The organism is Amycolatopsis sp. WGS_07, from assembly GCF_045278895.1.
Taxonomy (GTDB): Bacteria; Actinomycetota; Actinomycetes; order Mycobacteriales; family Pseudonocardiaceae; genus Amycolatopsis.
Genome location: NZ_CP136053.1, coordinates 10189716 through 10211966, shown reverse-complemented (window position 1 = coordinate 10211966; position 22251 = coordinate 10189716). Strand labels below are relative to the sequence as shown.

Genomic DNA, 22251 nt, shown 5'->3' with positions numbered 1-22251 from the left:
ACGGGCGCGGCCGGGGTTACAGGGGCAGTCGGCGGAAATCGATCTTCTCGTACGCGCTGGTTTCGCCGGTTTCGTAGAGGACGCCGACCGTTGCTCCATCCGGTTGTACCAGGTCGGAGTAGCCGGCGGGGGCGTCGGCGAGGACGGTGGCTGGGTGCCAGGTTTGGCCGTGGTCTGGGCTGGTTCGGAGTTGCATGGTGTGGCGGGTATCGGGGGCGGAGGGGCCGGAGTACAGGAGGGCTCGGCGGGTTTGCAGGACGGAGCCTTCTACCTTCGGGCCGGAGATGGTCGGTTGTGGCTGGTACGGGCGGGTCAGGGTGCGGCCGCCGTCTCGGCTGTAGGCGTCTAGGCGGTGTGCGGGGGCGGAACCCTGGTTGCGGCTGGAGAAATAGACGGTGCCGTCCGGTAGTTCGGTGGCGGTGGTTTCGTTGGGGGCGAGCACGCCGTCGGTCGGGTCGTCGGTGAAGCCGATGTGCCAGGTCCGGCCGTTGTCGTCGCTGTAGAGGTCGTGGCCGCCGTAGTACTTGGCTTCGGTGCCGACGTCCGGGGAACCGGCGGGTGGAGCGCTGGAATGGTTGGCGGGCACGATGATTCGGCCTGCGTAGCGGCCGTGCTGGAGGAGGGTCGCGTGGCCGGGGGCGGTGGCGTACCAGCGCCAGGACGGCAGTTTCGTGGTGGCGGTGATGTCGCGGGCGGGGGTCCAGGTGAGGCCGTTGTCGGGGCTGCGCTGGACGAAGACGCGGCGGGTGTCTTGCGGGGACACGGTGCCGGACATGATCGCCTTTTCGCTGACGGGTCCGTTGTGGACAGTCAACAGGATCAGGTCGCCGTTGCGGGCTACGACTGGGGTCGGGTTTCCGGCGGTGGCTTCGCCGTTGCTGTCGATTACGCGCAGGGCGCCCCAGGTACAGCCGCCGTCGCGGGAGGTTTTGGCGACGGTGTGGATGGCTCCGGAGTCGCCCGCGGAGTCGCGGCGGCCTTCGGCGAAGGCGATCAGCGAGCCGTTCGTGGTGCGGATCGCGGCGGGGATGCGGAAGGTGTGGTAGCCCTCGGTGCCTGAGGTGAACGGGGTCGACGACGTGCAGCGCGGGGTCGCGGCGGCTGGTGGGGCCGGGAGGAGGGCCAGAGCCAGCGCGAGCGTGATTGTTTTCGGGAGCACCAGGGGGACCGCCTCTCGCTCCGGACATGGGATGTCCCACGTCCTATGTCCGGAGAACTTAGAGAGGCGGTCGCGTGGCGTCAAGACTCCGGATCGGTGGCGGTCGCGCGGATCGTGCCGGCGGCGGCGGTCGCGGTGATTCGGAGCGGGGTGGTGCCGGTCGGGCGTACGCGCATGATTTCGGCGGCTACCGGAGCGGCCAGGTGGGTTCGCAGGGTGCGGCGCAGGCCGCGGGCGCCGTAGACCGGGTCGAAGCCCTGGTCGGCCAGGAGGCGGACGGCGGATTCGTCGACGTGCAGGTCGACGCCTCGGCGGCGGAGTCTTGCGCGCAGGAGGTCGGTTTCCAGGCGGGCGACTTGTTCGATGGTGGTGCGGTCCAACTCGTCGAAGATCACCGTTTCGTCGATACGGTTCAGGAATTCCGGGTCGAAGAACGATTGCAGGGCTTTGTCGACTACGGCGCGTCGGGTGTGGCCGCGGTCTAGGAGCGAGCGCCAGTGGGAGCCGCGGCGGCGGGCCAGTTCTTTCGAGCCCAGGTTTGAGGTGAGGAAGACGTAGCTGTTGCGAAAGGAGATTTTCTCCTGACCGTTCGCCAGGCGCAGGATTCCGTTGTCCAGTACGCCTAGAAGGGTGCGCAGGACGGTTGGGTGGGCCTTTTCGACTTCGTCGAAGAGGACGATGCCCGGCGTGTACGGGTCACCCTCCACAGTGGATCGTTCGAAGACGGTGAAGGCTTCCTTGCTTCCGGCGTATCCGGGCGGGGCTCCGTTGAAGGAGGCTGCGTAGTGTTCTTGGGCGAGGGAGTTCATGTCCACTCGGCACAGATCGTCCGGGCCGGAGCGCAGGGCGGCGGCGACCTGGCGGACCAGTTCGGTTTTGCCTACGCCGGTGGGGCCCAGCAGCAGGACTGTCGCGGGTGGACGGTCGGGTTCGGTGGCTCCGGCGCGGGCGAGGGTGATCGCCCGGACGACCGCGTCGATGGCGGGGTCTTGGCCGAGGACGCGGCCGCGCAGGCGTTCGGCGAGTGCGTCGGGGGTGTCCGGAGTGGACACTGCGGGGGCGGGGGCCGGAGCGGCTGGTTGCCGGTTCCGGTTCTGGTCGTGATACCTGTCGGTGATGAACGGCATGGTGTCCTTTCCCTGAACCGAAACCGGCCCTCAGCACGAAGAATCAGGCCTGTTTGGTCTTTTCGACCGGCAGCTCGCCGACCGGGCATTCGGCGACGCCGACGGTGCTGCGCGTGATGGCCTCCACGTTCTCCTGCGCCTTCTGCGCGTCGGTGACCCAGGTGCGGTAGAACTCGAACGGGCAGTCCGCGACGCCCTTGTCGCCGTCGCCTGCCGCGTGCACGCCGGAGTAGCCGCGGTGCAGCAGTTTGAACAGGTGGTTCTGCGACTGGTCGTACTCGCGCGCGTCGCGAATCGCCGACAGGGACAGCTGGGCGAACTGGATTCCGTACTCTTCCTCGCCGGTTTCGCCGAGGGTCCGGCCGTCGAAACCGATGATCGAGGAATGGCCGAAGTACGAGTACACGCCGTCGAAACCGGCCGCGTTGGCGACCGCGACGTAGCAATTGTTCGCCCATGCCATGGCTTTCGCCATCAGCACCTGCTGGTCCTTCGCCGGGTACATGTAGCCCTGGCAGCGGACGATCAGTTCCGCGCCCTTCATCGCGCAGTCGCGCCAGATTTCCGGGTAATTGCCGTCGTCGCAGATGATCAGCGAGATCTTGAGCCCCTTCGGGCCGTCCGTGACGTAGGTCGTGTCGCCCGGGTACCAGCCCTCGATCGGGCACCACGGCAGGATTTTCCGGTACTTCTGCACGATTTCGCCGTGGTTGTCGATCAGCACCAGGGTGTTGTACGGCGGTTTGTTCGGGTGGTCCTCGTGCTGTTCGCCGGTGATCGAGAAAACGCCCCAGGTGTCGGCTTCGCGGCAGGCGGCGGAGAAGATCGCGGTCTCCTCGCCGGGGACGGTCGCCGCGGTGTCGTACATTTCCTGCTCGTCGTACATGATCCCCTGCGTCGAGTATTCGGGGAAGACGACGAGGTCCATTCCGGGCAGGCCGCTCTTCATGCCGACCACCATGTCGGCGATCTTGCGCGCGTTGTCCAGCACCTCGGCCTTCGAATGCAGCCGAGGCATCTTGTAGTTCACGACCGCGATGCCGACTGTGTCCGGGCTGGAGGAAATGTCACCGTGTCGCATGGGATTTCTCCTTAGGTGGATGGGTCAGGCCGCGGCCGCGGCGCGGTCGTGGACGGAGCGGGGCTGGCCGCGGAAACCGAGTACCGCGGCGAGGACGACGAGCAGGACGGCGATCGCGCCGGCGATGAGCGCGGCGCCCGTGGTGGAGCGGTAGCCGCCGGTGAGCGCGAGGAACGCGGGCAGCGTGCAGGTCGGCTGGCTCAGCAGGACAGTCGCCCAGCCGGTGAACCGGGTCAGCTCCTCGCGGCCGAGCCCGAGCACGAGGAAGAACAGGCCCCACAGCAGGGCCCAGGCGAGCCAGATGACGCCGAACACCGGATCGTCCTGCCGCCAGAACGCCAGGCCGGCGTACACGATCGCGGCGCCCGCGACGAACAGCGAGAACCAGCCGATGCCCTCGGGTTCGAGCCCGGCGAGGTTCGCGATCCCGACGTACAGATAGGTGAAGCCGAACAGGAACAGCCCGGACGCGCCGAGGATCGCTTCGGAATCCCCGTGCGCCTGGATGATCAGCACCGTCGGCGTCACGCACTGCAGCCCGCCCACGAACAGATTCAGCGCGGCGGCCGATCGCGCGGGCACGCGCCCGAGCAGCATCAGCCCGTTGACCAGCAGTACCGCCCCGACGTAGAGCAGGCCGACGTTGTTCATCGCACGCTCCTCAGTTGGTACCAGATGAAATACTGTCAAGTGAAAATAAATGCGCGAGACGGCGCCGTCAAGGCCGGAACGGGACGGGTCAGAGCCGGGTGATCGGATCGAAGTCGCAGCCGTGCGCGGCGGCGAGGTGCACGTGCTGGGCGGCTTGCTGGCCGTGGAATTCGACGGTGCCGCGCGGTCCGTCGTAGGCGACGCCGTCGATGGCGGCGTTCAGCGCGCGCAGGTCCGGAGTGCCCGCGCGGCGGGCGAGTTCGGCGAGCGTGTGCAGGCCCTCGTAACAGGATTCGGCCGCGTTGTTGAGCGGCGGAGCTGTCGGGCCGTGCAGGTGGACGTAGCGGCCCAGCAGGTCCATCGCGTCCGCGGTGACCAGTGAGCGGAAGTACGCGGCGGACACGAAGAGGTTTCGGGTTGCCTCGGCTCCGCTGGCGAGCAGCATGTTTTCTTCCATCAGCGGGCTGAAGCGCAGCATCTGCTCGTGCAGGCCGCGCGCGGCGAACTTGCGGTTGAACCGCACCGCGTCCTGTCCGACGAACAGCATCAGCACGCCGTCGCACGCCGACGTTTCGACGCGGCGGACGAGCCGCGTCATGTCTCCGGAACCGAGCCCGACGAACGCTTCGCCGACGATCTGGAGATCGAGTTCCCTTGCGTAGCGCCGGATCGCGTCCGCGGAACCGCGCGGCCACACGTAGTCGTCGCCCGCCACGAACCAGGTGCGCGCGCCGCAGTTGTCACGCAGCCACCGCAGCGCGGGCTGGATCTGCACGCGCGGGACTTCGCCGGAACAGTAGATGCCAGAACGACTTTCGCCGCCTTCGTACAGCGATGTGTACACATACGGCACGCGGTCGGCTAGGACCGGCGCGAGCGCGTTGCGGACTGACGAGATGTGCCAGCCGGTGACCGCGTCGATCTCGCCCGCGTCGACCAGGCGGCGTACCGAGGAAGCGACCTGGGCCGGGGCCGCGCCGCCGTCGACGACCTCCAGCGTCACCTCGCGGCCGAGGATTCCGCCCGCGTCGTTGAGTTCCCGGACCGCGAGTTCGCTGATCGCCTCGCACGAAGGCCCGAAAAGCCCGGCCGGTCCCTGCAGCGGGACGACCAGCGCGACGCGCAACGCGCTCGCGCGGCTGGCGACTCCGAGTCCCATGCCGGCTCCGGGCTTCTTTGCCGGTTGACTTGCTTCCATCTGAAAGTCTTACAATGCGGAGGCATTTGCGCAAGGGCGGAACGAGGGCGGGCGGATGAGGCAGGCACAGGCGGCCGAGGCGTCGTTGGTCCGCGCGCTCACCCGCACCGCACGGGCGGTCACGCTGCGGATCGAGCCTCTGCTCAAAACTGAGGGGCTGACCCTCGACGGCTGGCTGGTGCTGGACGCGCTCGTGGCTGGCGACGGGCTCACGATGACCGAGCTGGCCGGGCGCACGCTGGTGACTGGGCCGACGCTGACCCGGGTGGTGGACCGGCTGGTCACCACCGCGGCGGCGTATCGCGAGGTGGACGCGGAGGACCGGCGGCGGGTGCGGGTGTATCTCGCGCCGCGCGGGCGCAGTGCGTATCAGCGGGCCTCGGCGAAGCTGGCCGAGGTGGAGGAGGAGCTGGATCCGGACGGCGAGGTGCTGGCGAAGCTCTCGGGCATCGAGGCGGACTAAGCCCGCTTCTGCCACTCGATTCGGTGCCGCCCCAGCACCTCGATCAGTTCGTCTTTGCGTTGGGCCACTTCGGTGTGGCTGCCCATGATCCCGACGGCGGCGACGGTCCGGCCGTCCTCGACCACGGCGACGGACACGCCGTCCGCTTCGGTGGAAGCGTTCGGCGCGGCGACCAGGCCTTCGGCGCGGATGCGCATCAGGTCCTGCACGAAGCGCTCGACCAGTTCCGCGTCCGCGGGCGGCAGCGCGCCGATCTGCGGCCACAGATCGCGGTTTTCCATGGAGCCCAACAAGATCCAGCCGGTGGACGTCCGGATCGGCGAACGGCGCACGAAGCCTTCGGCGAGGTAGGCGTAGCGCGGGTCGTGCGAGGCGTAGTCGACGTAGTAGAGGTCGCTGCCCACCAGGATCGCCAGCACCGCGGTCATCCCGGTTTCCGCGTGCAGCGCTTCGAGGTCCTCGTGCGACACCGTGGTGACGGTGGGGCGGCCGGCCAGCCGGATGAGCAGGAACGGGGCCGGGCCGAGGGAGTAGCGGCGGTCGTGCTCGTCGAGGTATCCGGTCGCGACCAGGCCGTTGACCAGGCCCTGGATCGAACTCATCGGCGCGTCGAGTTCGCGGGCGAACTCGGTGAGCGTGACCCCGTTCCGGGAGCGCGCGGCCCGGTCCAGGATGGTCGACACCCGGTCGATCATCCGGTGGTGCGGCCTCGGGCGGCCGTCCGGCGTGGGGTGCGTCGGCATCGGTGCTTTCTCTCCTCGGGTGATCGGGAACTCTACCCGGACCTGCAGGTTGCGTAAATACGTATTTTGATGCCAGTATGCGTAGCGAGGAGGTGCGCTCGTGAGCATGCCACTGGACGGTGTCGTCGTCGCGGACTTCAGCCGGGTGCTGGCCGGTCCGCTGGCGTGCGTGAACCTGGCCGACCTCGGGGCGACGGTGATCAAGGTCGAGCGGCCCGGTTCCGGGGACGACACCCGCGGCTGGGGGCCGCCGTGGACCGCGCACTCCAGTTCGTACTTCGAATGCGCGAACCGGTCCAAGCAGTCCGTGGTGCTCGACCTCGGCGATCCGGACGACCAGGTGCTGGCGCGCGAACTCGCCCGGCGCGCCGACGTGCTCGTGGAGAACTTCCGGACCGGTGCTTTGCGGCGGCGCGGGCTCGACTACGAATCCGTCCGGGTGGGTAATCCCGGCATTGTGTACTGCTCGGTTTCCGGCTTCGGCGGCGACGCGGACCTGCCCGGCTACGACTTCCTCGTGCAGGCGATGGGCGGGCTGATGAGCGTCACCGGCGAGGCGGACGGCGAACCGGCGAAGGTCGGCGTCGCGCTGGTCGACGTGCTCGCCGCGAAGGACGCCACCATCGGCATTCTCGCGGCGTTGCGGGCCCGCGAGAAAACCGGACGGGGACAGCGGGTCGAGGTGAATCTGCTGTCCACTTTGCTCGGTTCGATGGCCAACCAGGCTTCCTCTTATCTCACGACGGGGCGTGCGCCGCGCCGGATGGGCAACGCGCATCCGTCGATCGCACCGTACGAAACGTTGCGCTGCAAGGACGATGTGCTCGCGCTGGCCTGTGGCAACGACGGCCAGTTCGCACGGCTCGCCGAGGTGCTGGGCGTTCGGGAGCTGGCCGGCGACGAGCGGTTCGCGACGAATGCCGAACGCGTGCGCAACCGTCCGGAGCTGCGAGCCGCGCTCGAACAACGGCTCGGCACCGACACCGTGGCCGTCTGGGCCGCGAAGCTGACCGAGGCCGGGGTGCCCGCCGGGCCGGTCGGCGATCTGGCGGACGGGTTCAAGCTCGCGGAATCGCTCGGGCTCGCCCCCACCGTGCCGGTCGGCGACGACGCGCCGCCCCAGGTCCGGCATCCGATCGGCTATTCGGACACGCCGGTCGCCCGCTACACCGCCCCGCCCCGGCTGGGGCAGCACAGCGACGAGATTCGCCGCTGGCTCGCAGAGGAGAAGAAATGAGCGCCACGAAGTCCATGCCGCCGCTGGATCCGCGCGACCCCGCCGGGCTCGGCGACCTGTTCACCGAGGACGAGAAGGCGATCGCGGCCGCGGTCCGCCGGGTCTGCGCCGAGCGGATCGACCCGTACGTCGGCGACTGGTTCGAACGCGGCGAGCTGCCCGACGTCCGCGGGCTGGCCAAGGATCTCGGCTCGCTCGGGGTGCTCGGCATGCACCTGGAGGGCTACGGCTGCGCCGGGATGTCGGCGACCGAGTACGGGCTCGCCTGCCTTGAGCTGGAAGCGACCGACTCGGGCATCCGCTCGCTGGTGTCGGTGCAGGGTTCGCTCGCGATGTTCGCGATCTGGAAGTGGGGTTCGGAGGAGCAGAAGCAGCAGTGGCTGCCGTCGATGGCGGCGGGCGAGGCGATCGGCTGCTTCGGGCTGACCGAACCGGACGCCGGCTCGGACCCGGCCAGCATGCGCACCCGCGCGCGGCGCGACGGCGGCGACTGGGTTCTCGACGGCCGGAAGATGTGGATTACCAACGGAAGCGTCGCCGACGTCGCCGTCGTGTGGGCGCAGACCGACGAGGGCGTGCGCGGCTTCGTGGTGCCCACGGACACGCCGGGCTTCTCCGCGCCGGAGATCAAGCACAAGCTTTCGCTGCGCGCTTCGGTCACGAGCGAACTCGTGCTGGACGGCGTGCGGCTGCCCGCGGACGCGGTGCTGCCGGAGGTCACCGGGCTGAAGGGACCGTTGAGCTGCCTCAACGAAGCCCGCTTCGGCATCGTGTGGGGTTCGGTCGGCGCGGCGCGTTCGTGCCTGCAGGCGGCGATGTCGTATGCCGAGGACCGCACGCAGTTCGGGAAGCCGATCTCCGCGTTCCAGCTGACGCAGCAGAAACTTGTCGACATGACGCTCGAGTACACCAAGGCGTTGCTGCTCGCGATCCACTTGGGACGGCGCAAGGACGCCGGGGTGCTGCGGCCGGAACAGGTCAGCCTCGGCAAGCTGAACAACGTCCGCGAGGCGATCGAGATCTGCCGCACCGCGCGCACGATCCTCGGCGCGAACGGGATTTCGCTGGAATACCCGGTGATCCGGCACATGAACAACCTCGAATCGGTGCTCACCTACGAGGGCACGGTGGAGATGCACACGCTGGTGGTCGGTCAGGCGATCACCGGGCAGTCCGCTTTCCGCTGAGGGACGGCCATCGCCGCGAGCGCGCCGGCCGCGGCCAGCATCCCGAGCCCGGCGAGCGTCCAGCCGAGGAAGCCGAACGTCAGCACGAGCGGGACCAGCACGATCGGTCCGGTGATGCGGGCGAGCGCGGTACTGGTGGAGAACAGGGCCTGGTATTGGCCTTGATGTCCTTCCGGGGCAAGGCTGAACGCGAGATGCCAGGCTCCGGCGGAGGCGGTCGTTTCGGCGACGGTGAGCAGGAGCGCGCCGGCTAACGCCAGGACGACTGGGTGTGCTGAAGCGCCGAGCGAGCCGAAGACCGTGCAGGCGGCGATCAGGAAGATTCCAGCTGCGGCAAGGGATCGGCGGGCGGTGCGGGCGTCGCGGACCCGTCGGCTGATCGGCAGCTGGAGGAGTACGACGAGGACGGTGTTGGCCAGCAGCACGACCGCGGAGGTCCATTGTGGAGCGGAGCTGCGGGTGACTATCCACAGTGGAAGGGTGACGCTGAGGATCGGCATGGTCAGCTGGGTGATCGCGGCCAGCACGGTCAGCGTGACGTAGCGGCGGTCGCGCAGGGCGGGCCAGCCGGGTTGGCGTTCGGCGGGTGCGTCCGGCCCGGCGTGCAGGTACAGCGCGGTGGCGAAGACGAACAATCCGGCGTCGACGACGAAAACGGTGACCGCGTTGGTGCCTGCGGCCAGTACCAGTGCGCCTAAGCCGGATCCGGTGCCGATGCCGATGTTGACGGCGGTGTGCAGCAGCGCGCGAGCCTGGACGCGGCCTTCGGGAGCCACGACGGTCGCGACCACGGCTTGGCGGCCCGCCGCGAGCGCGCTCTGCCCGCAGGCGAAGAGCGCGCACGCGGCGATGTACAGCGGAACAGTGTGCGCGACGGCGAACAACACCAGGCCCGCGACCGCGGCGACGGTGGCCGCGGCGAGTGCTCGACGTGCGCCGATCCGGTCCAGCAGCGTCCCGAACGGAACGGTGGTGGTCAGGCTCGTCGCGGCGCCGAGCGACAGCCCGAGCGCCACGATTCCCGCCGGCAGGCCGACCCGGGTGGTGAAGTGGACGGCGGACACGGCCAGTACCGCGCCGTCGCCCGCCGAGGTCAGGGCTTGCGCGGTGGCGAGTCTCCGGATCGCGGTGTTCATGCCGGGCTGACCGACCAGCAGCGGGTCGTCACGCCGACCGTGTTCCACATGTTGATAGCGGTGATCAGCGAGATCAACGCGGCTGCGCCTTCCTCGCCGAAGGCCGCGACCGCGTCGGAGACGGTTGACTCCGGCACGTGCGTTTCGGAAAGGCGCGTGACGTCTTCGGTGAGTGCGAACGCGGCCCGCTCGGCAGCGGTGAACAGGCCGGATTCCGCCCAGACGGCGAGCGCGTCGACCCGCTGTGCGGTGACGCCTTCCTTGCGCGCGGCCTGTGAGTGCATGTCGACGCAGTACGCGCAGCCGTTGAGCTGGGAGGCGCGGAGGCGGACCAGTTCGCGCAGGCCCGGGTCGATGCCGGCGTGGTCGAGCTGCTGGGTCGCGGCGTCGTCCAAAGTGCTCATCGCGCGGGAGAAAATCGGGGCCAGCGCGTCGAAATCGAGACGCTGGGGGATCGGGATCGTCGTTGTCATGGACCTAGATTAGGTCGCGAATGGACCGACTTCCCGGCCAATCTAGCGTCAAGAACTCAGTCCATTTGCCAGGGCGTCGGCGGCGAGGGTGAGTGCGCGGGTGGCTCGGGCGGACGACACCGCGCCGTAGCCGATGACGACCCCGGCGCGGTCCGGGTTGCCGCCGGGTGCGCGGTAGTCGGCGAGTCCTTCGAGGGCGACGCCGAACTGGCGTGCGGCGGCGAGCGTGCGTTCTTCGGCGGCGGCGTCCGGGAGTTCGACCAGGCATTGCAGGCCCGCGGCGAGGCCGCCGGGCCGCAAGTCCGGGGTGCGTTCGGCGAGGAGCTGGGCGAACAGTTCGCGGCGGGTCCGGAAGGTGGCCCGGCGTCTGCGGACGGCGCGGTCGTATTCGTGGGAGTCGAGGAAACGGGCGAGGACCTGCTGGTGCAGGCCGCTTGGCGTGACGCCGCTGAGGCTCCGTTGCCGGAGCAGCTCGGGGAGAAGCTCGGCTGGGGCCACTGCCCACGCGACACCGACGGCCGGGGCGAGGGCTTTGCTCGACGTGCCCAGGTACACGACCCGGTCCGGCGCGAGGGCTTGGAGTGCGCCGATGCTGCGGCGGTCGTAGCGGAATTCGCCGTCGTAGTCGTCTTCCAGGAGCAGTGCGCCGTGGGTGTTCGCCCACTCGACGGCTGCTCGGCGGCGTTCCGGGGAGAGCGGTACTCCGGTGGGGAATTGGTGGGCTGGCGTGAGGAAGGCCGCGTCGGCTTTGGTGTCCGCGAGGTCGGCACCCTCCTCATCGACGCGGATCGGGACGATCTCCAGCCCCGATTCGGCGATGATGCGCCGGTGCCGTTCGTGTCCGTACTCCTCGACGGCGATCCGCTTGCCGCCGCGGGCGCGGATGCTCCGGCAGGTCAAGGAAAGAAGATCGCCGAAGCCGCTGCCGATCAGGACGCTTGTCGCGGTGACGCCGCGGGTGCGGGCGAGGTAGCCGGCGAGGGTGTCGCGGAGTTCGGGCACGCCTTCGGGAGGTGCGTAGCTGAACGCTGACACCGGAAGTTCCGAAAGCGTCCGACGGGTTTGCGCGCTCCATTGGCTGCGCGGGAAGTCGCCAGCGTCGGCGAGACCGCCGCGAAGCTCGTACTCCGGTGGCGATTGTTGTTGCGCGGCAGCCGGTTGCGCCTGCTGGGGGAAGCCGGCGATCCACGTTCCGGCACCGACGCGGCTCTCCAGCCAGCCTTCGGCGGCGAGTCGCGAGTAGACCTCGGAAACGGTGCTGCGAGCGATGCCGAGGTCGGTGGCCAGCGCGCGCGAGGCGGGCAGGCGGGTGCCCACCGGAAGCCGGCCGTCGACGACCGCGGCGCGCAATGCGGTTTCGAGCGCCTGCGCCGGGCGGGTGGTGGATACGGGCAGGTAGAGGTCCAGCCCGTCGGCCACCTGTGCGCGCTTCATGCGCGGACTTTAGCCCGGCGCCCGGCCGGAATCCTCCGGCCGGGCGTTCACGCTGGGGTTACCGCCGCGGGCCGGGGTCGCTGAAGCTGGGCCGTCCGGTCTCGTTGTGCCCGGCGAACCGGCGCAGATACCCGGGCGCGGCCGGGTCGGTCAGCGAGAGGTCGAACCAGCCGAACGCGGACGCCGTTTCGCACGGCACCCGCCGGGTTTCGCCGGGGCCGAGCACGATTGTCCGGTCGGCACCGTGGCCGTAGTCGTTGCGCAGCTTCAGTTTCCGGCGCTGACGGCCCGGGTTCGTGATGGTCAGCGTCAGCAGCGGCGCGCCGTAGTTGTTCGTGGACACCGAAACCTCGGGCTCGCTGGTGTCCGCGGTGACGCCGGTGAACTGCGCGAGGTAACCGTTCGCGCCGGTCACGCGCAGGTCGTAGTTGCCGTGCTCGTCGGTGCCCGGGGCGCCTTCCCAGATGTCGCTGACGGTGTCGTGCGCGGCGACGGTGTAGCGGCGGGGCGAATCGCCGTGCGCGTAGGCGTAGAAGTACGCGCCAGCGGTGCCGTTGTTGGTGAACTGCACCGAGATTGAGCGGCCGTCGCGTTTGCCGGAAAGCCCGGCGGTGAACCGGTACGGCAGCGCTCGCGCGGGTCGGACGCCCGGCTCCTGCTTCGGCATCGTCTGCGGCAGCTTCACCGAGAACGGCTGGTTCTTGCTCGGCAGTGGGGCGGGCGTGGGCGTCACGACCGGTTTGGCCTGCGGGCGGGAGAAGTCGAACGCCGAGGTGAGGTCGCCGCACACGGACCGGCGCCACGCGCTGATGTTCGGCTCCGCCACGCCGAACCGGGCCTCCAGGAACCGCAGCACCGACGTGTGGTCGAAGGTTTCCGAGCAGACCCAGCCGCCGCGCGACCACGGCGACACGACGAGCATCGGCACCCGGGAACCGAGTCCGGCGGGGTGTTTGCCGGTGAGCGGGACTCCGGTCGGCGCGCCGCCGGTGCCCTTCGGGAGCTTGTCGAAGTCGAGGGTCTCGTCGGGGAGGCTCGCCGCGAGCGAGCGCGAGACCAGCCCGTCCGTGCCGGGACGGTTGACCAGCGGCGGCATCGGCGGGACGACGTGGTCGAACAGGCCGTCGTTCTCGTCGTAGTTGATGAAGAAGACGGTCTTGCTCCACACCGCGGGGTTCGAGACGAGCGCGTCGAGGACCAGGTTCAGGTAGTACGCGCCGTCGCTGGCGGACGCGGCGGCGTGCTCGCTGTACTTGTACGGCGGGACGATCCAGGTGACCTGCGGCAATGTCCCGGCCTGCACGTCGGCGCGGAACTCCTTGAGCGTGTGCGTCGAAACACCCTGCTCGACCAGCGGGCCGGACGCGCCTTCCTTCGCGTGGTACTTCGCGAAGAACTCGAGGCTGTTGTCGGTGTAGTTGTCCGTCGGCTCGCCGGGGATGCCGCTGCCGCCCTGGTAGAGCTTCCAGCTCACGCCGGCCTTCTGCAGCCGTTCGGGGTAGGTGGTCCAGCTGTAGCCGTTGGTGTCCGGCCGTTCCCAGAGCCCGGGCCCGTTCTGCTTGGTGCCGAGGCGGTTTTGCGTGTCGATGGTGCCCGACCACAGGAGGATCCGGTTCGGCGCGGTGTCCGCCGGGACGGAGCAGTGGTAGGCGTCGCAGATGGTGAACGCCTCGGCGAGCGCGTAGTGGTACGGCAGCTCCGACCGCTGCTGGTACGTCATGGTGAACACGTCCTGCTTTTCGTTCACCCAGCCGTCGTAGCGTCCGCCGTTCCAGAGCGGTTCGCCGCTGCCCCAGCCGTGGTGGGTGCCGGCGATGTGCTCGCTGGTGCGCAGCGCGTCGAGCGGGAACGGCAGCACGTACTCGGCGTCGTCGGGCAGCCCGCGGCCGTTGTAGCCGGAGGTGCGCACCTTCGCCGGCGGCTGGTAGAAAACCGGCCGCCCGTTGGGCAGCAGGTGCGGCCGGGGGTCGCCGTAGCCGCGCACGCCGCGCATGGTGCCGAAGTAGTGGTCGAAGGACCGGTTCTCCTGCATGAGCACCACGACGTGCTCGACGTCCTCGATGGTGCCCGACCGGCGGGCCGGTTCGACCGCGAGCGCCTTCCCGATGGATCCGGGCAGCAGCCCTCCGGCCGCGGCCCCGGCCAGCGAAGCGCCGGCCATGCCGAGAAAGTTCCGGCGACTCGTACCCGCCATGGTGTTGTCCTCCACGTGTCCGCGGCGAGACAGCGGTCGCCCGGATTTACCGGCCGCCGCTCGCCCGGAGGAGAGCATGGACGACCTGGGTGTCCCGGATCTGGCTGCCGGGTGAATACTCGCGCCGTCCGTCGGTTCGCTCGCGAAGCGGAGGAACCCCGTGGTGCGCATCGCCATCGCCTACGACTGCCTGTTCCCCTGGTCGAAGGGCGGCGGCGAACGCCAGTACCGCCGCTTCGCCGAGGAGTTCGCCGCCGCTGGCCACGACGTGACCTACCTGACCAGACGCTTCTGGCCGGAGGCCGAGCCGCCGATCATCGACGGAATCCGGATCGTGGCGGTCAACGCGGACCAGGAGTTGTACGACGTCAACGGCACCCGCCGCCCCGGCCCAGCACTCCGCTACGCCCGCGGACTCTTCACCCACCTGCTCCGCCACCGAACCGCCTACGACGCGGTGCTAGTAAGCGCCTTGCCAACCACCAACGTGCTGGCAACGAGAGCAGCTCTGGCAGGCAGCAACGTCATCATCGCCGCGGACTGGCTAGAAGTATGGGAACCAGCACAATGGCGCGAATACGCAGGCCCCGTCACCGGCCGAATCGCCACGGCATTACAACACCTAGCCGCCCGCCTAAGCCCCATCGCCACCTGCCACTCACAACTCTCCGCCAACCGCCTGAAAACCGCAGGCCTGCGCACCGCCCCGCTCATCAGCCCAGGCCTAATCGACGTCGCAGACACACCGCCCCCAAACTTCACCGCCCCACCACGAGCGATCTACATCGGCCGCCACATCCCAGACAAGCGAGTAGAAACCCTCCCCGCCGCAATCGCCGCCGCAAGAACCCACCTACCCGCCCTAACCGCCACCATCTACGGCGACGGCCCAACAAAAGCTTTGGTGCAAGCCGAAATCAACCGCCTAGGCCTAACCGCCGTCATCGACCTGCCAGGCTTCGTCAGCCAACCCGAACTAGACGCCGCCATCCGCAACGCAGCCTGCGTAGTAAACCCATCCGCCAGAGAAGGCTACGGCCTAGTCGTAGTAGAAGCGTGCGCCGCAGCCACCCCAGTAGTCCTGGTAGCAGGCAACGGAAACGCCTCCACCGAACTAATCGAAGAAGGCATCAACGGCCAAATCGCCGCGTCCACAACCCCAGAAACCCTAGGCAACGCAATAGCCGAAGTGATCTCCGCAGGCACCCTCCTGCGAAAATCAACCTACGCCTGGTTCACCGAGGCAAGCCAAACAAAAACCCTGACGGCAACCGCCCAAGCAATCCTGGCCCTCCTAGCAGAATGAACGCACCTACGAAACGAAACCAAGGCGGGGGGTCCGGGGGGCGAAGCCCCGCCGGGCGGGGCCTGGGGGTTGCACCCCCAGAAAACACTCCGAGGCGAGACGGCCCGCGCAATCTGCGGGCACACCTCGCCTCGAGCGTCGGACGTGGGCGATACTGGGATCGAACCAGTGACCTCTTCGGTGTGAACGAAGCGCTCTCCCCCTGAGCTAATCGCCCGTTGTGCAACGCACCAGCCTGGGGTGGACTGGAGTGCGCGATACTGGGATTGAACCAGTGACCTCTTCCGTGTCAGGGAAGCGCTCTCCCGCTGAGCTAATCGCGCGTGCTGCTGTGCAACGTGTCGTAAACATTAGCGGACGCCTCGGCGACGCTGCACGGGGGGCCCGGTTTTGGCGACGCCGCTGGTCACTGTCCTGCGTGGACAGTCATCCGCACGCCGTCGGCCAGGCGGTAGGGGCGGGTGTCGACGATGGCGCCGAGCAGGCGGCGCAGGCGGGAGACCTCGGCACGGACGGTGACCAGGTGGTCGGCGTCGCCGTAGAGGGCGTGGCTCAGCGCGACCGCGGACAGGCCTTCGCGGCCTGCCTTGTGGAGGCGGACCAGGATTTCCGCGTGCCGTTTGGTGACGGGGCGCCGCCAGCCGGTGTCGCCTGCTTGGAGGCTCAGCAGGGGAGCGGGGGTGAGGTCGAGCTCGAGCCGGACGGCGCGGGCGGTGCTGGCGGGGCGGACCAGCCAGCCGTCGGCGATCGGTTCGGGGAGGCAGGCGCCGAGGCCGGGGACGGCGACGACCTGACCGGCTTTGGGGGCGGCGATGCGTTCGCCCGCGGAGACGCCGACGCTGTGTGCGACCCAGCCGTCCTCGTCCACGACCAGCGCGGGGCCGGAAACGAGGACAGGTTCAGCCATTTGGCGCAGTCGTTCGAGGCGCTGGCGGTGGGTGCGCCAGAGTTCGGACTCGGCCAGCCGCCTGCCGGTTTCGACGAGCGCGCCGATCGCCGGGTGCAGGGTCAGCGCCGGGCCGCTGACGTCGATGACGCCGAGCAGTTCGCCGGTGCGCGGGTCGTGGATCGGCGAGGCGGTGCAGTACCACGGGTGCTGGTTCTGCTCGAAGTGTTCGCCGGCGAGCAGTTCGATCGGCGCGGCCTCGGCGAGCGCGGTGCCGATCGCGTTGGTGCCGACGCGGGATTCGGTCCACTCGGACCCTTCGGTGAAGCCGAGCGTGTCCGCCTTCCGCCGGACGGCCGAGGAGCCTTCGCGCCACAGGATGATGCCGTCCGCGTCGGTGACCACCAGGAGCATGTGCGCCGAATCGGAGGTCGCGCCGACGACCTGGCGGAGGTCTTCGATGATGTGCCGCAGCGGCGAGCCGTGCCTGCGGCGTTCGACCTCTTCGCCGGGCACTGAGTCGCGGGCGTTCATCCCGTCGGCGGTGAGGCCGAGGCTCAGCACGCGGGACCAGGAGCGCGAGACGAGCGGCCGCGGCGGCACCGCGGGACGGCTGCCGCCGATGACCGCTTCGTGCATCCGGACGAGGTCGCGGGCGTGGGTGGGCAGGTTGCGGCCCGGAGGCACCGCACTGTGCACCACCACAGTCACCTCCCGCACCGTCGCGTTAGCCGCCCAGCATAGGTGACCTGCGCCGATGTTTCCATGCACCGGCGCGTGCAACTCGCTGCAACCCTTGCCGGGCCCTTCGCCGGGGGAGTGTGATCGGCGCTACACCACGACAGCGACGTCCGAGGAGTAGCGATGACACAGACAGTCGACCGGATCGCGGAGGCGAGTACGCCGCAGGCCCGGGTCGAGGACTGGCTGGCCCGGTTCGAGGCCGCGCTGACCGCCCGCGACGTCGAGGCCGCCGCGGCGCTGTTCGCCGTCGATTCCTATTGGCGCGACTTGGTTTCGTTCACCTGGAACCTCAAGACCGTCGAGGGCCGCGACGGGGTGGCCGGTCTGCTCGGCGGCTGTCTGGAGACGACCGACCCGAGCGGGTTCCGCACCTCCGAACCGGCCACTGAGGCCAATGGCGTCACCGAAGCGTGGATCGAATTCGAGACCGCGGCCGGGCGCGCGAAAGGGCATCTGCGGCTGAAGGAAGAAGGCGCGTGGACGCTGCTCACCAGCCTGCGCGAGCTGAAGGGGTTCGAGGAGTCGCAGCGGGAACGGCGGCCCAAGGGCGTCGAGCACGGCGTGGTCCGCGGCCGCCGTTCGTGGGCGGAGAAACGGGCCGAGGAGCAGGAGACGCTCGGCTACGACCAGCAGCCCTACGTCGTCGTGATCGGCGGCGGGCAGGGCGGGATCGCGCTCGGCGCCCGGCTGCGCCAGCTCGGCGTGCCCGCGCTGGTGGTGGAGCGCAACGACCGGCCGGGCGATTCGTGGCGCAAGCGGTACAAGAACCTCTGCCTGCACGACCCGGTCTGGTACGACCACCTGCCGTATCTGCCGTTCCCGGAGAACTGGCCGGTGTTCGCGCCGAAGGACAAGATCGCGGACTGGCTCGAGATGTACACGCGGCTGATGGAAGTGCCGTACTGGACGCGTTCGGCGGTCACCTCCGCGGCGTGGGACGACGACGCGAAGCAGTGGCACGTCACCGTGGACCGGGACGGCGAGCAGGTGGTCCTCACGCCGCGGCACGTCGTGTTCGCGACCGGGATGTCCGGGAAGCCGAATCTGCCGTCGTTCCCCGGAATGGACGAGTTCGAGGGCGATCAGCACCACTCGTCGCAGCATCCGGGGCCGGACGCGTACGCGGGCAAGAAGGCGGTCGTCGTCGGGTCGAACAACTCGGCGCACGACATCTGCGCGGCGCTGTGGGAGCACGGCGCGGACGTGACGATGGTGCAGCGTTCGTCCACGCACATCGTGAAGTCGGATTCGCTGATGGATCTTGGCCTCGGGGACCTGTATTCGGAGCGGGCGCTGGCCGCGGGCGTCACCACCGAGAAGGCTGACTTGATCTTCGCGTCGATCCCGTACCGGATCATGCCGGAGTTCCAGATCCCGGTGTACCAAGCGATCCGCGAGCGCGACGCGGACTTCTACGCGCGCCTCGAAGCGGCCGGGTTCAAACACGACTGGGGCGACGACGGCTCCGGCCTGTTCATGAAGTACCTGCGCCGCGGCTCGGGCTACTACATCGACGTCGGCGCTTCGGAACTCGTCGCCAACGGCAGCATCAAGCTCGCGCACGGCCAGGTCGACCACCTGACCGCGAACTCGGTGGTGCTCTCCGACGGGACCGAACTGGAGGCCGACGTCGTCGTCTACGCGACTGGCTACGGGTCGATGAACGGCTGGGTCGCCGATCTGGTCGGGCAGGAAACCGCGGACCGGGTCGGCAAATGCTGGGGCCTCGGGTCGGACACGACGAAGGACCCCGGCCCGTGGGAGGGCGAGCAGCGCAACATGTGGAAGCCCACCCAGCAGGAGGGTTTGTGGTTCCACGGCGGGAATCTGCACCAGTCGCGGCATTACTCGCTGTATCTGGCGTTGCAGCTGAAGGCTCGGTTCGAGGGGCTGGAGACGCCGGTGTACGGGTTGCAGGACGTGCATCACCTGTCTTGAGCGACGCGGGCGGCTAGCCAGGGACCGGATCGGCAGGTCCGTGAAGGACCCCTTGAGGGAATCAGATTCCTTCAAGGGGTCCTTCACGGACGACGACCCGGTTCCGCTGCCAGGAGAGGCGGGGCACTTCGGTCTCGGGCGAACATCCTGCGCCGCTTCGCGTTTCGGGGCTTTGGTCGTCAGCGGGTTTTTCCTTCCAGCCCGGCCAGCACGATGCGCATTCCGGCGGCGAACTCGGCTTCCGGATCGCTCGTCACGGCCGCCTCGGCGATTTCGAGCAGACCGGTGAACTCGGCTTCGTCCAGGTCTTCGAGCCGGTCGGTGGTCTCCATGGCGTCCAGGTCGCGCGAGAGCGGACCGGCCAGTTCGGCCTGGGCGAAGCCGGCCACGAAGGCGGACACGGTGCGGAACGCGACCAGCAGTTCGGTCCCGGACCGCCCGCTGCGGGCCAGTGCCCGCACCAGCGCCTCGGCCGGCCGCAGCGTCGGCAGGTCGAAGGTGCGGCGGGTCAGGATCAGCGGGATGGCGTGCGGATGCGCCCGCACCGCCCGCCACATTCCCTCGGCGACGGCGCGGACGTCTTCGCGCCAGTCGTCGGACGGGTCCGGCCAGGTCGCCTCCGCCATCACCGCTTCGGTGACGAGTTGTTCCAGCCCGTCCCGGCCGTTGACGTAGTTGTAGATCGTCATCGGCCCGGTGCCCAGTTCGGTCGCGAGGCTGCGCATCGTCAGCCCGTCCAGTCCGGCGGCGTCGACCAAGGCGAGGGCGGCGGTCACCAGCCGTCCGCGCGAGAACTTCCGCGGTGCGGGCATGATTCTCCTTGATTAAGTACAAGGTACGTGTTTAACTGAGTTCACGTACACGGTACTTGATGGGAGACCGAGATGACCCTCCGCACCACCACCCTCCGCACCGCTTTCCGTTCCGGCCGCGACCAGTGCGCGGCTTGGCTGACTTTCCTGGACCGGCCGGGGCCGCATCCGGCGGTCGTGCTCGTGCACGGCGGCGGCGCGACGCACGAGATGATGCTCGCGCAGTACGAAACCTGGTTCGCCGCAGCGGGTTTCGCCGTGCTGGCCTTCGACTTCCGGCATCTCGGCGAGTCCGGCGGCGTGCCGCGGCAGCTGGTCAGCCAGCGCCGCTACGCCGAGGATGTCGACGCGGCGCTGGCGTTCGCCCGGTCCCGGCCCGAGATCGACGCTGACCGGATCGCGTTGTGGGGCACGTCTTTCGGCGCCAGTCACGTGCTCGCGGCGGCGGCTCGGCATCCGTCGCTGGCCGCGGCGGTGGTGCAGTGTTCGGTGTTCAGCGGCCGGGCCGTCGTCGCGCGAGCCGGGCCGCGGCACCTCGCGCGGTTCACCTGGCCGATCGTCTCCGATCTGCTGCGGTCGGCGTTGCGCTTGCCGCGCCGGTACGTCCGGCTGGTCGGCCGGCCCGGCGAGCTGGCGTTCGTCAACCAGCCCGGTGCGCTGGAAGGCTGGGCATCGGTCACGCCGGACGGCTACGAGTTCGACAACCGGATCACCGCCGCGTCCGGGTTGGACATGGTGTTCTACAACGCCGCCGCGCAGGCCTCGCGCGTGCAGTGTCCATTGCTGATCTGTGCGTGTGATCGCGAGAACCTCATCGACCCGTCGATCGCCGCCGCCGTGGCCCGCGACGCGCCGCGGGCGGTGCTGCGGCACTACGACGCGGATCACTTCACCGTCTACCATCCGCCTGTGGTCGACAAGGTCGTCGCGGATCAGCTCGGCTTCCTCGCCGCCCACCTGACCAGTGAGGACGAGTGATGACGCGTATTCACGACCTGCTCCGCACCGCCGCCGCGGACGCCGTCGGCTGGACGGCCGGTTCCCGCGACCTCCGGTTCTCCGAGATGGACGCGTGGTCGGACCGGATCGCCGCGGATTTCCTGCGGCGGGGCGTGCTGCGCGGCGACCGGATCGCGGTCAACGGGCGGACGACGCCGGAGTGGCTCGCGGTGTACTTCGCCGCCGCGAAGATCGGCGCGGCGGTGGTGGGGTTGAGCCCGCGATACCGGGAAACGGAGTTCGCGCACATCCTCGCCGACTCCGGTGCGCGTCTGGTGGTCACCGAACCTTCGGCGGGCGACGTCGATTTCCTTGCCCTGCTGGGAGATCTGCGGCTGCCCGGGGTGTCCGTCGCGACTTTCGCGGACCTGGGCGCGGCGGAGCCGGACCGCGCGGCGCTGGACGCGGCCTCGGCGGCGGTGGCCGAGGACGACCCGGTGATGATCATCTACACCTCCGGCACCACCGGCCGTCCCAAGGGTGCGACGCTGACCCATCGTGGGCAATTGGCTTCTGCCGCCATGGAAGCCGACCATCTGCAGCTGAGCGCCGAGGACGTGGTGCCGGTGGCTGTTCCGCTGAACCACGTCAGCGGTATCACCTGCTGCGTCCTGGCCTGTCTGATCGCCGGGAGCCGGGCGGCGCTGTTGCCGTCCTTCGACGCCGGTGCCGCCGCAGAGCTGTTCCGGACGGCGGGTCTGACGATGTGGGTCGGCGTGCCGACGATGCACACCTTGCTGCTGAACCACGAGCGTTTCGCGGGCGTCGACACCTCGGCGATCCGCGTGGTGGTCACCGGCGGCGCGAACGCGGAACCGGCGCTGCTGCAACGGCTTACCGCGGCGTTCCCGAACGCGACGGTGATGAATCTGTACGGACTGAGCGAGGTGTCCGGTGCTGTCGTGATGACGCCGTGGGGTGCGAGCACGGAAGCCACTGAGCGTTCGATCGGGGTCCCGTTCCCTGGTGTGGAAGCGAAAATCGCCTCGCCGTCCGGTGCTGCGCTGCCGGCTGGCGAGACTGGCGAACTGCTGTTCCGGACGCCGTCGATCATGGCTGGCTACCACAATCTGCCGACGGAAACCGCGGCCGCGATCGACGCGGACGGCTGGCTGCACACCGGTGACATGGCCCAGTCGGACGAGGCCGGTTACCTGACGCTGCACGGCCGGGCGAAGGACATGTTCGTCCAGGGCGGGTTCAACATCTATCCCGTTGAGGTGGAGAACGTGCTGGCCGCGCATCCCGGCGTCCTGCTGGCGGCTGGGGTCGGCGTGCCTGATCCGGTTCTGGGGGAGATTGGGCGGTATTACGTGGTCCCGGCACAGGATGCGGCGGTGACCGAGGAGGAGTTGAAGGAGTACTGCGCGGGGAAGGTGGCTGATTACAAGGTGCCGCGTCAGATTGTGCTTCGGCCCAGGCTGCCGTTGACGCCGGCTGGGAAGGTGCAGAAGGCGGCGTTGCGGGCGGAGGAGGGTTAGTC

19 protein-coding genes and 2 tRNA genes are annotated in these 22251 nt (G+C 69.1%); 7 read left to right on the top strand and 14 right to left on the bottom strand.

Features of this window, described 5'->3' with window-relative positions:
• Window positions 1–16: 16 nt before the first annotated feature.
• The 5 genes from RPX00_RS47770 to RPX00_RS47750 all read right to left on the bottom strand — a co-directional run bounded on the left by RPX00_RS47770 (window position 17) and on the right by RPX00_RS47750 (window position 5177).
• Window positions 17–1159: an exo-alpha-sialidase gene (locus RPX00_RS47770; protein ID WP_406636145.1), complete on the bottom strand. Its 1143-nt coding sequence runs from the start codon at window positions 1157–1159 to the stop codon at window positions 17–19.
• Window positions 1160–1239: 80 nt separating this feature from the next.
• The gene (locus tag RPX00_RS47765) at window positions 1240–2286 is read right to left on the bottom strand and encodes an AAA family ATPase (protein WP_406636143.1); all 1047 of its coding nucleotides are present in this window, start codon (window positions 2284–2286) and stop codon (window positions 1240–1242) included.
• Window positions 2287–2329: 43 nt separating this feature from the next.
• Window positions 2330–3367 carry an aliphatic amidase gene (locus RPX00_RS47760; RefSeq protein WP_406636141.1) on the bottom strand — a complete coding sequence of 346 codons (1038 nt, stop codon included), beginning with the start codon at window positions 3365–3367 and terminating at the stop codon, window positions 2330–2332.
• 24 nt (window positions 3368–3391) lie between these two features.
• Window positions 3392–4018, bottom strand: a complete 627-nt coding sequence (locus RPX00_RS47755) for an AmiS/UreI family transporter (protein ID WP_406636139.1) — start codon at window positions 4016–4018, stop codon at window positions 3392–3394.
• A gap of 88 nt (window positions 4019–4106) precedes the next feature.
• On the bottom strand, window positions 4107–5177 hold the full coding sequence (locus tag RPX00_RS47750; RefSeq protein WP_406636137.1) for a substrate-binding domain-containing protein: 1071 nt from the start codon (window positions 5175–5177) through the stop codon (window positions 4107–4109).
• 94 nt (window positions 5178–5271) lie between these two features.
• Here RPX00_RS47750 and RPX00_RS47745 point away from each other — a divergent pair, with 94 nt between their 5' ends.
• Complete coding sequence (locus RPX00_RS47745) at window positions 5272–5679, top strand: MarR family winged helix-turn-helix transcriptional regulator (RefSeq protein WP_406636135.1); 408 nt, start codon at window positions 5272–5274, stop codon at window positions 5677–5679.
• On the opposite strand, the gene RPX00_RS47740 is transcribed toward RPX00_RS47745, so the two are convergent.
• Complete coding sequence (locus RPX00_RS47740; protein WP_406636133.1) at window positions 5676–6422, bottom strand: helix-turn-helix domain-containing protein; 747 nt, start codon at window positions 6420–6422, stop codon at window positions 5676–5678. The genes RPX00_RS47745 and RPX00_RS47740 overlap by 4 nt on opposite strands.
• A 106-nt stretch (window positions 6423–6528) precedes the next feature.
• Here RPX00_RS47740 and RPX00_RS47735 point away from each other — a divergent pair, with 106 nt between their 5' ends.
• Both RPX00_RS47735 and RPX00_RS47730 read left to right on the top strand, forming a co-directional pair.
• The gene (locus tag RPX00_RS47735) at window positions 6529–7659 is read left to right on the top strand and encodes a CaiB/BaiF CoA transferase family protein (protein WP_406643339.1); all 1131 of its coding nucleotides are present in this window, start codon (window positions 6529–6531) and stop codon (window positions 7657–7659) included.
• The gene (locus RPX00_RS47730) at window positions 7656–8846 is read left to right on the top strand and encodes an acyl-CoA dehydrogenase family protein (RefSeq protein WP_406636131.1); all 1191 of its coding nucleotides are present in this window, start codon (window positions 7656–7658) and stop codon (window positions 8844–8846) included. The genes RPX00_RS47735 and RPX00_RS47730 overlap by 4 nt, the downstream gene beginning before the upstream one ends.
• Here the strand turns inward: RPX00_RS47730 and RPX00_RS47725 are convergent.
• Genes RPX00_RS47725 through RPX00_RS47710 form a run of 4 tightly spaced genes read right to left on the bottom strand, consistent with a single transcriptional unit; the run spans window position 8813 to window position 14083 of the window.
• Window positions 8813–9982: an MFS transporter gene (locus tag RPX00_RS47725; RefSeq protein WP_406636129.1), complete on the bottom strand. Its 1170-nt coding sequence runs from the start codon at window positions 9980–9982 to the stop codon at window positions 8813–8815. The two genes, RPX00_RS47730 and RPX00_RS47725, sit on opposite strands and share 34 nt — an antisense overlap.
• Window positions 9979–10455: a carboxymuconolactone decarboxylase family protein gene (locus tag RPX00_RS47720; protein WP_406636127.1), complete on the bottom strand. Its 477-nt coding sequence runs from the start codon at window positions 10453–10455 to the stop codon at window positions 9979–9981. The genes RPX00_RS47725 and RPX00_RS47720 overlap by 4 nt, the downstream gene beginning before the upstream one ends.
• Before the next feature lie 48 nt (window positions 10456–10503).
• Window positions 10504–11889, bottom strand: coding sequence for a PLP-dependent aminotransferase family protein (locus RPX00_RS47715; protein WP_406636125.1), 1386 nt, complete (start codon window positions 11887–11889; stop codon window positions 10504–10506).
• Window positions 11890–11947: 58 nt separating this feature from the next.
• Complete coding sequence (locus RPX00_RS47710; RefSeq protein WP_406636123.1) at window positions 11948–14083, bottom strand: phosphocholine-specific phospholipase C; 2136 nt, start codon at window positions 14081–14083, stop codon at window positions 11948–11950.
• 163 nt (window positions 14084–14246) lie between these two features.
• Between RPX00_RS47710 and RPX00_RS47705 the strand changes: the two genes are divergently transcribed.
• Window positions 14247–15389, top strand: a complete 1143-nt coding sequence (locus RPX00_RS47705) for a glycosyltransferase family 4 protein (protein ID WP_406636121.1) — start codon at window positions 14247–14249, stop codon at window positions 15387–15389.
• A gap of 145 nt (window positions 15390–15534) precedes the next feature.
• On the opposite strand, the gene RPX00_RS47700 is transcribed toward RPX00_RS47705, so the two are convergent.
• The 3 genes from RPX00_RS47700 to RPX00_RS47690 form a co-directional block, all read right to left on the bottom strand.
• Window positions 15535–15606: transfer RNA gene (locus tag RPX00_RS47700), tRNA-Val, on the bottom strand.
• Window positions 15607–15640: 34 nt separating this feature from the next.
• Window positions 15641–15712 (bottom strand) — tRNA-Val (locus RPX00_RS47695).
• Between the two features lie 83 nt (window positions 15713–15795).
• Window positions 15796–16986, bottom strand: coding sequence for a transcriptional regulator (locus RPX00_RS47690; RefSeq protein ID WP_406636119.1), 1191 nt, complete (start codon window positions 16984–16986; stop codon window positions 15796–15798).
• Window positions 16987–17139: 153 nt separating this feature from the next.
• Between RPX00_RS47690 and RPX00_RS47685 the strand changes: the two genes are divergently transcribed.
• Window positions 17140–18957 carry an NAD(P)-binding domain-containing protein gene (locus RPX00_RS47685; RefSeq protein WP_406636117.1) on the top strand — a complete coding sequence of 606 codons (1818 nt, stop codon included), beginning with the start codon at window positions 17140–17142 and terminating at the stop codon, window positions 18955–18957.
• 179 nt (window positions 18958–19136) lie between these two features.
• Here the strand turns inward: RPX00_RS47685 and RPX00_RS47680 are convergent, their stop codons facing one another.
• Complete coding sequence (locus tag RPX00_RS47680) at window positions 19137–19769, bottom strand: TetR/AcrR family transcriptional regulator C-terminal domain-containing protein (RefSeq protein ID WP_406636115.1); 633 nt, start codon at window positions 19767–19769, stop codon at window positions 19137–19139.
• A 72-nt stretch (window positions 19770–19841) separates the two neighbouring features.
• On the opposite strand from RPX00_RS47680, the gene RPX00_RS47675 reads away from it, so the two are divergent.
• Both RPX00_RS47675 and RPX00_RS47670 read left to right on the top strand, forming a co-directional pair.
• Window positions 19842–20747 (top strand): alpha/beta hydrolase, encoded by a 906-nt coding sequence (locus tag RPX00_RS47675; RefSeq protein WP_406636113.1) that lies wholly within the window; start codon window positions 19842–19844, stop codon window positions 20745–20747.
• The gene (locus RPX00_RS47670; protein ID WP_406636111.1) at window positions 20747–22249 is read left to right on the top strand and encodes a class I adenylate-forming enzyme family protein; all 1503 of its coding nucleotides are present in this window, start codon (window positions 20747–20749) and stop codon (window positions 22247–22249) included. The genes RPX00_RS47675 and RPX00_RS47670 overlap by 1 nt, the downstream gene beginning before the upstream one ends.
• The last annotated feature ends 2 nt before the right edge of the window (window positions 22250–22251 follow it).